We start from the raw sequence: 13,761 nt of genomic DNA, 5'->3' as shown, positions 1-13,761 counted from the left end.
AGTAAGTTTTCTAAAATTTAGAATAATTTAATGGGGCGAAAATAATGGCAGAGACTCAAAACATTGGTGAGATGGCCAAAATAATGTCTGAAGACATATTTTGTTACTTTGGATGGTCAAAATCCAAACCAGAAGACCAAAATTGGAAATGCGAAGACTTAGAGCATAATAAAAAAACACATCCTGCAGATGTCGTATTTCATTACAATGACCCATACACAGACACTTTAAACTTCATCCATACAGACTTGAAAAGCTTTGGTGTCAGTACACTTGAAAAATTAGAACTTGAATCAACTCTAACCAGTCTATCTATGCAAGTTCAATGTGCAGAAATTAGTGATGAGTGGCAAAAACTTTACTCAGGTCAAGAAACAGATTATAGAATTCATGGAATGCTGTTTATTTATAACCATGATGGTCAGTATACCAAGTTATTTACAAGTAAACTTCAAAAAGTTCCTTCTAATATTTTTAATCTACCGAAGCAAAGTAAAATATATGTATTAGATCCCAATGATATTTTTTGGTTAAACAATGTAGCATCTCATATTGGAAAACTTCTTGAAAAAAAAGTACTAACAGAAAACTATACTTTCTTTTACCCTCAACGCAAAGATCAAGCCACCATTGGTTCCAGCAAATCAGCTACCATAGATCTACTTAAATCCCCATTTTTCATAATTGAAGATAAAGAAAAAAGTTGTAAAGTAATATTTTATAGACCCTCAGGTGAAGAAGTTGATGAGTTCATCTATCTCATAGACTACCTTAGACATCATCAAATTCTAGAAGAAGGAAATTCCATAAAAATTTTTCAACTAGAACAAGATCAATTTGCCCCTACAAATTTTACAACTGCAATCAGTAAATGTAAGAACATACTAAATATTAAAGAACCAAATCTAATTAAGCTCCTAGATAGTATTGAACACCAGAAAATTAAAAAATTTACAACCGAATTTAGTGAGTTAGAAATTGGAATGGGTATTAGATAATGAAAAAATTTGGTTTTGATAATTTACTCGTTTCTGATCGTGAAATATTTGATGCACTATATAGCCAAAAACAGAAACTACCTGATGAAAAACTTTTAGCCCTTTGTAAAAATATAGGGATTTTTTTATCAACGAATGAAAGTCGAGAAAGTATTTGTCAATATATTTCCACACAGTTCAAAGATTGGCATAGCTTAAAAACCATTTTGGATAATTTAAACTATAATGAAAAAAGTAAGAAAACTTCTTCGCTACTGATTTCAGGTGCTTCGTTGGCAGACTTCAAAGAAGTAATCAAAGACATAGCTCCACAATTTTCTGACAATCAAATGAGCCATAAAGGTGTAGGTGTTAATAAATACGAAGTAAATTTAACAACTTCGACACTCGAAAGAAGTAATACTAGATTGATTCAAAAACCACTAACTGATCAATCTATTTCGGTAGAACAAAATGGTAATGACATCGTCTTTAGATATGATTCTGATGAAGTTCTTGACCCTATTGTAAATAAAATCATAGAAAAGGTGGCAGGTGCAAAACACCAAACCTTTAAGAAACAAGAAATTACTTTATCAAATATTCTATTATCTGAATATAGAACAAGTTTTTTTCTCAATCTAATTGTAATGGATGATAAAAAGTACTCTTTGCATGATGTAAAACGAATAAAAGTGCATCATAACTCTAAAAACTCAGTAATGGACTTGGATCCAAATGATTTAGAACCTAGCAAAGACTCTGGCTTCCTTAAAACCGCTCATCTATCTGGTTCATCACTACACACAAATAAACTATATCAAGGATTAAGAGCTTTAGGCCATTACATAACAGAAATAACATGGACTGTAGAAGAATCCAAAAATAACAGATTGATTGAAATCAATGCTGGTTTTAATAACCCTAAAGAATGTACTCGCTTCTTTTATGACATAAAAGGAACATACAAAAAAAATATAAAAGGTGAAAATTATACGACTGAAAGACACAAGATCTTAGATACTGAAAAAGCGGAGTTTTTAAAATTTTTCGACAAGTTTCTGTACCTGACCTATGATCAGATCGTAACCGAATATGATAACCAATTGGTAAAAGATGATGAATAAAATAAGCTTTTATGATGCATCCTTCCCTTGTGACTTTGATGATATACCATCACGTTTAGAACGTGAGACCCAAAGAAATGAGTCTGAGAGTATTAAAGTTGTAAAAAAACGCACTTCCTATATAGAGTGTTTTTTTACTTACAAAAATATTTTTGTTGAGGAATACTTAGACCTAAATAATAATTTAAATAAATTAGAGAGAATGAAAGTTGAAAATATTATCTTTAGAATTTATAAATTCAATTCTAATAATTTCATAGTCTTTGATCAACCTAGAAGCATATTAAAATTACGCAATCTACTATCTAAAATTTTTAATTTTCAATTTTCCTTAAATAAAAAGACTTTGAATTTAGATAATTTTATAAAAAATAATCTCGAATCGATTAACCATATTTCCAAAATTGATGCTCGTGAAATTATTCATCCCAACAATATTTTTGAAAAGAAAATTCTTTACACACAAAGCTTTGATAATAATTTATTTGATTTTTTTAGTGAAAATTTAACGACAAAATCATATAAAATATTCAAAATCGATTTATTCTTTAACGATATGCCTACAGTTAAAATTACGATCTCCTATGACTTCAAATTTATTTTTTCTAAAGTAGATCATGATAATTTTTTATTATTTCTAATGAAATCTCAAAATAATGTTGAATCTCTTAAACTAAATTTAGATTGATCTTTACTTCAAAATCCATATTGCTTTTACATCTATATTTAATAAATTTATACTGACCAATAGCTTAGAAAAATTAATTTATAAAGTTCTGAAAGGCTTTGTTGCATAAAAGGAATTCATCCCCATAAAATTTAGATGGATACAGAATCAAAAAGCCCCTACAAAACAACCAACTGGGCTGAGTACAATCAGGCTTTACGCCAATGTAATTAATGGCTTTGGCTGTTGCAGAACTTGAGGGAACTGCATTTTGATGTTGTATCAGCCACGTATGAAGTTGCTGCATCACAGGTTGACTATATTTTTGCCGGTACTGACAGCGTTGTTCAGCACTACCATCCGTATTTTTTCTGATTTCAGCTTCTATTCCATAGAGTTTCTGAATCAATGCTAAAGCCTGTTCTGCATTTTCACTTTTGCCAGTCACCATGCAACTTTATCTTGCAGTTGTGATTGATCTGTTTTCACGTCTTGTCATTGTTTGGTCTATGAAATCCAGAATCACAACAAACCTGGTCTTAGATGCGTTATTAATGGCTCTATGGCGGAGAAAACCACAGAATAAAGTTCTGATTCACTCTGACCAAGGCAGTCAATATATGAGCCATGAGTGGCAAACATTCCTTAAGCAGCATAATCTGGAATGTAGTATGAGTCGCAGAGGAAATTGCCATGATAATGCTGTTGCTGAAAGCTTCTTTCAGTTGTTAAAGCGAGAGAGGATCAAGAGGAAAATATATGTATCGAGAACTGAAGCTAGGTCAGATATCTTTGAATATATTGAAATGTTTTATAACTCAAAACGAAGACATGGTTCCAATGGTTAGCTTTCTCCTTTTTTTACTCTCAATACTTTCTTAAAATTGCATCAGAACAATGTAATTGATAAACAATCTTATTCGTTACAATAATTCCCCAAATACGCATATTGGTGAAATTTTCAAGTGATTAAAAACCTGTAATATGAGAATTGTTTCAACAAGATATCCGCCATAGCAATTTAATTTGTAGATATCTTTTATTAATTTTTTTAAATTTTCAAAAACAGGAGTTTACACTTTGAAAACTACAGCAAATGTGCAAAAAATTATGAAAAATGCTGCTCAGAATGATTGTATTTTTATAGATGGTCAGAATGCCATTCTTCTGCATACTGCTGTTAAAGACATTAATGAAATACTTGAGCTTGAATTATCTCTCATAGCGGAGGATTTTCTTTCATTTTTAGATAAAATTCCAAAACGCCATCCTGCGGATAATAATTTCCGGAAATGGTGGATTGATGCTCTTGAGTACGTAACAAATTACGATTTACTTCATAATAATCCTGAGCATTACGATGAATTAGGGGGTAAAGAATTTTTTAAAAATCGATATCAAAAATGGTTTACAGAACACCCCTTATATCTTGAAACAGGTGTATATTTTTTCAATAATGAAGGTGAGCCGACACTTGATTTGATTGGTGATACTTTTTTTGATTTATATACTGCTTTTCATAATGGCACATTCGATGAAAATATTTGGATAGAAAATTTCTTGTCTCACGAGCTTACTACTGAAGAAATAGAATCATTGAGACAGATTAAAATCAAAAATCTTACAGAGACTATACCTTCTACCATATTCAGTTAATTAAAAAATTTTATTACTATCAAACTCGGTTTATTTGGAATAATCCGAGTTTTTAAAATGTATGTATTTTAATGAGGTTGCATATTCTTTTCCAACTGGACATCTAGTGGCGTATAGAGCTGGACACTGATTCTACTTTTACTTGGACACTTTTATAAGAAACCATATTTGGATATGTGAATGCATATATAAAACATTGCAAAAATAAAGGCTACAATATGTAAAGAGCCTTTAATGTAAAATTTATTCAATGGTATTAACTATAACTTAGGATCAGAAATTATGCAGTTTTTATGATTTTTCCCTTTCAGTACATTCATCTACTATGTTTTTATCTGCATACTGATGCATTAAGATTAGCCCACAATCCGCATCTTCGGAAAAGACACAAATTCTTCAGGCATTTCAAAGTAAAACTCATACGCATTTTCAAAGGTGCAATTTAGCCAATCTTCTCAGTATTAAACCTTTTCTTTGGTTGATGCTTTTTATAACCTAATTGTTCAGAGAGCTCAGTATTGAGAGCTGTTTCAATCATGAACTTTTTGAAGACTGCTGTCATTTGGTTTAAATCTTCAGGAGTTTTTAAACCTTTAGCCAGTTCAGCCGCCATACTCTTGATTATTGCTTCATCCATGTGAAGTACCTCTTTTTATTATTTTCATTAGGATAAATGAAAACTAAGTACTTACACAAAATTTAGAACAGTCTCTAAAAACTATATAAAAACAGTAAAATAACGTAATTTTTATCCTTTTATGGATATTTATTATTTAAATTTTACTTCACTTAATGGAATCTCAACAACTCCACATGCTTTGCATGCATGAGGTAAGTGATTAATAAAATATAGAAATAATGTTTGTTCATTAAAGGAGAAATCTAATTCATATATGTTTTGCTCATCTACGTGCCTTGATATTATCTCCTTACATTCATCTTCTGAAAATTTATTAATTAAATATTTTAATTGATCAGTATTATTTATTTTGAAAACATCATATAAACCAACTTGAAGAACAAAAGGCTTCAGCCTAAAGTTAATGGAATATATATAGTGATTTGGGTGCATAGTCCCAAAGTACTCATTTCGCGAAAAAGATATACTTAAATAGTCTTGGTCTAGTCTATCTATTGAATACATTAAATCAACTTCAAATGGATAATCAGAACTTCTCTCTACTAAGTAATCAATATCTTCAGAAGCATAAATACGAATATCATTAATAATTTCATAACCTAATTTTTGAATAAATGTATTGATAAATTTTGAGTCAAAGTTTTTGTTATCTAAAAAAAATGGGACGTTGATATTACTAGTTATATTTATTCGATTATCTATTTCAAGAGCTAGAGTTGAATTTTCATATGATAAATCATCATTGTATATTTTTAATCTTTTCTTGAATGCATATGTTCCACCTTCATCACCTTGTATATTTAGTGAACCAAATTGAGGGGTTTGAATTCGATTAGGTGAAAAAAATTTAATTGTTGACTCACAGAATTGGTTAAAACTCAGAAATTCAAACTCATTTGTTTTTAATGTTAATTGAATTGCTTTATTAAAAGGGCTGTTGTCATTAGCACTTCCATCGCTAACTTTTTCTAATCCACCCGAAGTGAGAGCTTGTATAGACTTTTTACCAGTTAATGCGTTTTCGCCGCCGCCTCTATTACGATTGAAAATTGAACCAGAAAAGCAGCTATCAGAAATCAAAGCAATATGTTTTGCTTTAGAGTTAGCAAAAAAAGAAAGTAAAATATTGATATCAAACCATGTTGTAGGATCATCAAATTGGCTATCTGAACAGCACCAATATCCTGTTTTCAAATGATCATTGTATTCACCGTGACCAGCATGAATTATCAAAATTGAGTCAGATTCTAATGCGTTAAAAAATTCTTGATTTAAGCTTTTATAGAGGAAAGAAAGAGTAGTTTGCTGAGGTTCAGCAAAAAGTGTAATTTCAGAGTTATCAGAATCATATACGTATTCAGAAGTAAGAATGCCAATTATGCTATTTATATCATTTAGACAATTACTTAAGTTTTTTACAGGCTCATTACTATATTCATCTATCGCAATAGCTATTATTTTATTCACACAAGACCCCAAAATACAATTTTACTTGTAAAGCATTAATTAATAAACTTTTATTCAAGTAAATTTAATTTTATGCTCAGAAGAATCTGAAAAAATATTTATAGTATACTCCCACTGGTATTACAAGATTTATAGACATTTTTTATATTTAAACTAATAATAAGCTTCACTTTATATACCTTTTGCATATTCCTATTTACTTGGACACAGAAGATCAATAGAAGTTGAACATCAATTCTTATCTTACTTGAACACTTTTAAATTATGAAGTTAATTTTTCCTCATAATTAGTCTTTAACTCTGCTAAAGCATCCATCAACTCCTCTATGTTAGAAATATTATTTTTAATATTTCTAACTTCTTCATCTTCATCGGACTGGTCGCTATAAAATCTACCTAATAAATTTTCGTAAGAATCTAACTCCTCAAACTCTTTGATGAGATCAGCAATTTCTTGGTTATCAGCTTCTGTTATAGCATATCCTTTGAGGATACAATTTCTTATCAAGAAACGTGATGCCTTATCGAGCTTGAGTGCATAACTGTACCAATATGCAGGACTACTCTGATCTATAGTACTTTCTACATTTCTGAAATATCTTAAACCTGAGTAGAAAGCATCATCATTATCTAAATTTAATTTTTGTAATGTTGAAATTAAAAATTCTGTATTTTTGAAACTACTATGGGAACGGGACTGCTGATAGCGAAATTCCCAGAGCTTAAAAATAGTATCTCTGATATCGACAGATGCTATACGCTTTTCTTCAGGAGAAGTGGATAGATCATACCGTTCAAATAGTTCTGCTAAATAGTGAAGCATCCATTGAGATAATGTATCCGTTTTATCCTCTAACTTAAATTCTTCTACTAGTCTTTTTCCTAGTTCGATAAGACTTTCAGTAGACATACATATCTCCATTCTTTTTCATTAAATAAACTCTTTTACTACTTGGTAAATACTTATTCAATCCTTTTGAATCTTCTTTTGATTGGTAACTGCCATATTTATATCTACGATTGATATCTACAGAAATGATCATATCCATATTAATTTTTTGAAGTAGATCGAGAATAAATTTTTTGTTCACTTTCAGTTTGTAACCATTTGAGTATTCATAATCCTCATTTTGATATTTCCCCCAAATGATAAGTTGTAGTACTCTTTCATTTTCATAAAACCAATTTTTCCCTAAGGCATCAGAATGCAGATTCATTAAGGAGATAATCTCATTTGATGGTTTGGTCATATCATATTCCAAGGATGCCCCCCATAAATCATCATCAAAATTCGATAAATCAAGTTCCTGTTCTGCAATCCAACCTTTTAACTTAAATTTATCATCTTGAAATTCAAGTCTTTCATCATTTGAACTAGGTAAGTGATAGTCCTGACTTGATTCCGTACTTTGTAAGCTTCTCAATAGCGCATTAGATGTTTCGGGACTAACTAAACTTGAACGGATACGAATACGTTTTGCCTGACTATAACTATTTACTTCAGACCAGATGCCCCATAAATAGAGCTCCTGATCATCTAACTTTATGGCATCCTCATAATCAACAGAAGAACAACTGTAAGTCCAATTTATAGAATTTTCTCTATCGTCTTTAGGCCATTCTGTCGTTATTCGAGGACATGGATCTCTAAAGTCACTTAGCCAATAAGGTTCTAGAGAGGATAAATCATGTCGTTTAATCCAATCATCAAACTCTCTCCATGAATATTCACTTTCAAGTAATGGTTTTGTTTGGAGTAGTTTATCTGCGGTGATCATCATTGCATGGTAGGACAGATAAAAATCTAAATCTTCAACTTTTGGACTAGATCCATGACTATGACTTGTTTGCTTCCAGTCATAAATTTCCATTTTTTGACGTGCATCATTAGCTTTACACTTATCCGTAAATCCAATTTCATTCTTTAATGTTTGAGTTGTTTCAAAGTGTATGTGTGTAGGGTGTAAACCAAACATTGAACCTAATGGATCAAGCCAGTAAAGACCAAAATCAATACCAAATGAATCAATTTCCTCTTGATTCATTTCTGAATATTTTGAAAGATCAATAGCGTCTCGTTGTACTTTACTAAAACTAGATTTACCAACTCCCTGATAGGCTTGAATCTCATCTTCATTTAGCGTTATAAGCTTTGAATTAAATAGATTTAGAAGAATTTTTGAAGTGAGTAGTCGAATCATCAAATGTGGTCGATTTGGATCTGCTAACTGCTTAAACGTTTCAACATACTCAGCCAAAAAGTTATTCGGGTTATAAGACACTTTTAGTAAAGCATTAAGTAACCATTGAGTAGCTGAATATTGATAAAATTCAAATTTGTGATCATAAAAACTCAGGTAATTTTTATCGCCCATAAAGTTAATTAAATTAGATAACAATTCTCTTTGCTCTAAATCACAAAGTAACTTAACGGCATGAGCGGCTTGCCATTTAACAGTATTGAAAGGTGATGCTAGGCTAGACCAAATGTAACCTGAGATAGATTCTATTATGTTCTCTGGCGGCGCTAATTCCTCATGCCATTGCCCATCAGCGATATCTGTTCCTAAATCATTTTCCAACAAATCTAGACCATACTCTAGAATCTCATAAGATTGATTTGGTGCAATCATAGGCGTTAGTAAATGAGCCATCCTAAATAAGCGTTCACTCTCTAATGTAATGGAGCTTTCACTTATGCCCTCTAAGAGAGATTGAATATAATCAGTCTTAGGTTTCCCTGTTAACTCACTTAAAATATGTAATTTCAGATTACTCCCATAAGTATCTATATAAAAATCAGCATGATGTGTTTTCAAAAATTGTTTTATTCTTGAATCTAGAACATTTAAAAATGCTATTCTCCGTTTAAAGTGATGTGGTATAGCTTTTAAAAGATCACCTAATTCATACATTCCATTTCTAGGATCATCGAACCACCAATTAATCAGTGGAATCGCTTGTGAAGCACTTATTCTTTTTAAAAGCTGTAAATAGAGGGCTTTTCTAATCCAATACTTATTTTCCAATTTCTGAAAATCATTAAAAGCTGAATCAAAATCTATACTTTGATTTGAATCAGTATAATTTTCAAAAAACACATCCCAATCAAACTCTTCTTGGTCGTAGGTTGAAGAGTGAGCTGCTTCTTCTACTTGAACATAAACTTCTGAATTACTAAGGTATAAGAAAAAATCTTGGACAGTTTGATCTGTTATATGAAATGCCTCGACCAAATCCTTAAGGCGACTGATATGCTTTTCGGATGGGTTAGGTACAACAATATAAAGATAGAAGCTTTGTAGAACCTTTCTTTTTAGTTCATCACTTAAAGCTAATGATTTAATAGAGCTTAATAGATTATCTAAGTCATATGTAGCTCCCATCGCTCTGAAAGCCAAAGGTATCAATGGTGATAAAAGTGGTTCTTTAAGTAACTTATCCACTAAATTGCCTAATATTCTATCTTCATCTCCAAATCTACGATCACGCCAACGGCTAGCAATAGCAATAGCTGAATTAGGATCCAAATCATAAATTGCATCAACTGTGTAATCCCATGGAAAATGTTTATCTCTATGCACATATTTATATGTCAATTCAGCACATTGACTAAATCGGTAGCATAGCTGTGGTTTTCTATTATTTTGCTCCTGTCCAGCTCTTACGCCATAGCAAAGTAATGCATTCCATCGTTGCAGATTTTCTTCGCCTAGCTTACTACTTACTTTAATTGCTATATCTAATATTGCAGAAGCTTCTTCTTGATCTAGAGGGAAAATTGATTGAGCAATAGACATATAGTCACTCACCAATGTTTCTGCATGATCATCACTATTCTCAAGATCTTTTAAGTTCTTATCTGTATTTCCATAACAATAATCTTCTAATTCACATTGTTTCTGCAAAGCCAAAATAAGCGTGAAATAATTACGTGTATTAAGATAAATTTTTTCCTTGAAATGACTTTCTATCTTTGAATAAGTTTCTTGGTTAAGATGATTATTTAAAATTAAAATATCAAACCAAATTCTTGCAATTTCATTTTCTAGATGATAACCATAATCCCGGTGAGAGTATCCTTGAGCTTTCTGGGAGTCTGATTTCGCTTGTTCAATTAGTTGATCGAATTCCTTAGTACAAATCTTCTCTATGATTGACCGAACATACAATTTGCACCATGGTAAAACTGCTGCTACATCTCGTTTTAGTGTAATAATTTCTTCTGATGAGCTATAAGCCGAGTCCTTTAAAAATTCATCTTTTAATTTGTCAGGTACTAAATCAATTAGTTCTAATGTCTTATTATCCCATGCTTTATGTAAAGCATAAGCTTTCATATAACTTACTCTATCTGAGTGCCCAAAACGATCTCTAATCTCATATGGTATTTCAGTAGGCAAATATTTTGATAAAATTTGATATGCTTCGATAGATGAACAAAGTTGTTGTTTAAAACCCACTTCTAAAAAGCAAAGAATTGGGCTTAGACCAATATCAAGTTTTACTTTGGCGTAACTAAGTAATTTTATAACTCGTGAAAAATTCTCAGAATGGATAACACAGTGATTTAATTTAAGTATCTCAACAATACCTAAAGTTAAAAATATGTTATTACCTGATTTATCTAATATCGTCTGTATAAGATCAATTTTGCTATGTCTAATCAATTCTTTTGTCGCCAACTTGGCTACATCATAACTTACACTTTTTGGACGCCATCTACGAAGCCAATTAATCGCATAGTCAACGCCTTCTAAAGTTATTAGAGTAATAAAGTAATCACTGAGTTCTTTATATTCTACATTTTGATTGTGTCGTTGTTTTTTGGGAAGTTTAAACCAACTAGTTAACCATTGATTTGCAATACGAAGCTTGCTACGTGATTCTCCATGGAATTCTTCTCGATATGAGAGAAGTTTAGCCTCAGTAATGTATTTTGAGCCATGCCATGAACCACCTTTGAATACTTTTTCAGAAATTAGCTCTAAAATTTGATGATCACTAAAGGTTGTACTAACTATGTCTATATTTTCTTCGAGTAATTGATGTTGCCTAGTCTCTGCAGCAACCTCTCCACCAGCTTTTAGTGACAACTTAGCAACGTCTGTATATTTACCAAGTTTTAGGCCAGCTTTAATTGCAAATTGTAGGCGTTGTAATTCAACCTTTCTTTTTTCTAATGTGGAATTCGTTGGTAACATTTCAGAATTTAAAGATAACTCAACTAACTCCTCAAAATTACCTGCATCCATCAAGATTTGGGGTAGTACAGAAGCGGCATATACAGAATTTACAGCGAGAGGTTTAAGCTTCTGAATAAAATCATTCAACAAACTAGTATCTTTTGGCTTATAAATTTCACGGAACCAAGACTCTGTTGGCTCATCAACAAATTGAATATTATTGTCACTAAGACGAATTGGATGGCCACCTATATCAGAAATAATACTTCTTATTTGATTAGCCCTGATATTAGTTAAATCAGATAAAATTTGCAGTGGAATTAATGGACGTAAAATAGCAATTGAAGTAAGCAGTAAATCAATTTCTTCTGATTCGGAGTAGTTTTGTTCTTTGAAAGTGGAAATTGCCTTGTCTAACAAATCTTTAATAGTATCTTCTACGCTTTTGGGCGTTCCACCGAAAAATGAAAGAACTTCATGTAAAGTTAATTTTTGTTCTAAAGCAATGCTCTGGACTCGTGGGTTCCCACTAGTAAGTCGATGAAATTCTATCGCATCTTGTGTCGAAACATCAGAATAGTAGTTTAATAGATGTTGTTTTGTCTCATTTTCACTAAAGCCTTCTAAAGTAATAATTTTGATATCTTGCTTCGGCATTAAAAGCTCAACTCTATAAGGTCTTGCTAAAGCAATTATTTTAATATTAACGGGTATATCTTCTTGTAAAAGATCAGTTATGAAAGAACGACCATAATTAAATTCATCTGCTGCCATTTGTGAGTTATCAGCAGCATCAATAACTATGAATAGTTGCTTATTCTCATTAGAGAATCTTTCAGAAACCTGCTTTAATCTAAACAAAAATGCCTTTATATACTCGCTAGGCCCAGCACCGGTTGTTGGTATTAGTGGATGACATAAGCCTAATCCAGCTAGTTCGTTTGCAATTTGAACTAACGCTATTTTATGTGTATGTCTCGCTGATGAGGATTGTCTGTAGTCACCGTTACCAAAGCAGTCATAGACAATTGATAACGATCCAGAAAAGATATAGTTGCTAATTTGCGTACTTAAGATTGATTTACCTACGCCACCTTCAGCCTGAATAATAAATTTTTGACTATGTGATTCATTAATAGTATCTATTAATGTTCTTACGATAGGCCTATCTACGATAGTTTTTAACTGTTTTATTAAGTTCTTTACTGGAAACAGATCATCTGGGTTAGTTTTAAGTGCACGGAGTACATCGTATTGTGTAATTTCAGGTGTATTTTGATTTTCGCTAAGTGCTTTACGAGTTATTAATTCCTTTAACTCATTTGGAGCATTAACATCGTCGCCTGGTAGATAGTAAGCAACGTCTTGAGCAAGAATCTCCCGTTGAGCTATATAGTTAGGCTCTTGAGAAGGGAATTTTACTAGCTTAATAAATTCTTTTAAAGATTGGCCTCTAAGTTCAGTGTAGTCAATTAATTTTTGAAGGTTCTGAGTTTTAGTAACTTGTCCTGACTCTTTGAGCTCAATAATTGACTTATAGAACTCATCGTTGATCGGTCTATTTGAAACGAAGTGAAATTCTACTTTTTTTAATACTTCATCCTTAGATTCTTTATCTATCAGGCTACGATATCTTTTCGAAAAACCTTCGATGGTATTGCGTAATTTACTAGGTTCAAATGGGGTTTGTGCATGTAATGTGGAGTGTTTAAGTTGCGTGTATATGATTTTAGAGGCATTAGAAAAATGATTACTAGTATAGTATTCCCCCACATCTACGATTTCTTCGCCTTCTTCTACCTCTTCATTAAATTCAGTTTTACTTGGACCTTCAATAGTCAAGGTATGTAATCCAGATAGGGGATTTAGAAGTAGAAGAGCTTTTCTTGCAGCCCATAAATAATGAAACTGATCTCCATCTCTACTTGCTCTAACTAAATCTGCATTTCCCATTGCTTTACCTGTTTTATAAGATAATAATTTTCAAAAAAGTTTGCTTGTAACCTTATCTAATTCTTTAATTTTATATGATTAAAAATTA

At 31.6% G+C, this 13,761-nt stretch carries 7 protein-coding genes and 3 pseudogenes; 5 read left to right on the top strand and 5 right to left on the bottom strand.

The annotated features are described in order from the left end of the window. Nucleotides 1-44 precede the first annotated feature (44 nt). The 3 genes from QSG86_RS09705 to QSG86_RS09695 are packed head-to-tail and all read left to right on the top strand — an operon-like array spanning nucleotide 45 to nucleotide 2,792. Nucleotides 45-998 carry a hypothetical protein gene (locus QSG86_RS09705; protein ID WP_317031297.1) on the top strand — a complete coding sequence of 318 codons (954 nt, stop codon included), beginning with the start codon at nucleotides 45-47 and terminating at the stop codon, nucleotides 996-998. Next, nucleotides 998-2,104, top strand: a complete 1,107-nt coding sequence (locus QSG86_RS09700) for a hypothetical protein (protein ID WP_317031296.1) — start codon at nucleotides 998-1,000, stop codon at nucleotides 2,102-2,104. Before QSG86_RS09705 ends, QSG86_RS09700 begins: the two co-directional genes overlap by 1 nt. Beyond that, the gene (locus QSG86_RS09695) at nucleotides 2,097-2,792 is read left to right on the top strand and encodes a hypothetical protein (protein ID WP_317033347.1); all 696 of its coding nucleotides are present in this window, start codon (nucleotides 2,097-2,099) and stop codon (nucleotides 2,790-2,792) included. Before QSG86_RS09700 ends, QSG86_RS09695 begins: the two co-directional genes overlap by 8 nt. Nucleotides 2,793-2,997: 205 nt before the next feature. On the opposite strand, the pseudogene QSG86_RS09690 reads toward QSG86_RS09695, so the two are convergent. Next, nucleotides 2,998-3,219 (bottom strand): annotated as a pseudogene (locus tag QSG86_RS09690) (IS66 family transposase); the annotation flags it as partial. A 7-nt stretch (nucleotides 3,220-3,226) separates the two neighbouring features. Here QSG86_RS09690 and QSG86_RS09685 point away from each other — a divergent pair. After that, nucleotides 3,227-3,619: pseudogene (locus QSG86_RS09685) on the top strand (IS3 family transposase); the annotation flags it as partial. 232 nt (nucleotides 3,620-3,851) lie between these two features. Then, complete coding sequence (locus tag QSG86_RS09680; protein WP_317031294.1) at nucleotides 3,852-4,427, top strand: hypothetical protein; 576 nt, start codon at nucleotides 3,852-3,854, stop codon at nucleotides 4,425-4,427. Nucleotides 4,428-4,884: 457 nt separating this feature from the next. Here QSG86_RS09680 and QSG86_RS09675 read toward each other — a convergent pair. The 4 genes and pseudogenes from QSG86_RS09675 to QSG86_RS09660 all read right to left on the bottom strand — a co-directional run. Then, nucleotides 4,885-5,064, bottom strand: a pseudogene (locus tag QSG86_RS09675) (IS256 family transposase); the annotation flags it as partial. A 132-nt stretch (nucleotides 5,065-5,196) separates the two neighbouring features. Further along, nucleotides 5,197-6,534 carry a caspase family protein gene (locus QSG86_RS09670; protein WP_317031293.1) on the bottom strand — a complete coding sequence of 446 codons (1,338 nt, stop codon included), beginning with the start codon at nucleotides 6,532-6,534 and terminating at the stop codon, nucleotides 5,197-5,199. A gap of 262 nt (nucleotides 6,535-6,796) precedes the next feature. After that, nucleotides 6,797-7,444 (bottom strand): hypothetical protein, encoded by a 648-nt coding sequence (locus tag QSG86_RS09665; RefSeq protein WP_317031292.1) that lies wholly within the window; start codon nucleotides 7,442-7,444, stop codon nucleotides 6,797-6,799. Further along, nucleotides 7,434-13,673: a hypothetical protein gene (locus QSG86_RS09660; protein WP_317031291.1), complete on the bottom strand. Its 6,240-nt coding sequence runs from the start codon at nucleotides 13,671-13,673 to the stop codon at nucleotides 7,434-7,436. The genes QSG86_RS09665 and QSG86_RS09660 overlap by 11 nt, the downstream gene beginning before the upstream one ends. Nucleotides 13,674-13,761: the final 88 nt, after the last annotated feature.

Source organism: Acinetobacter sp. SAAs474, assembly GCF_032823475.1.
GTDB lineage: Bacteria > Pseudomonadota > Gammaproteobacteria > Pseudomonadales > Moraxellaceae > Acinetobacter.
The sequence above is the reverse complement of the archived record's forward strand: the minus strand, read 5'-3'. Positions and strand labels throughout refer to the sequence as shown.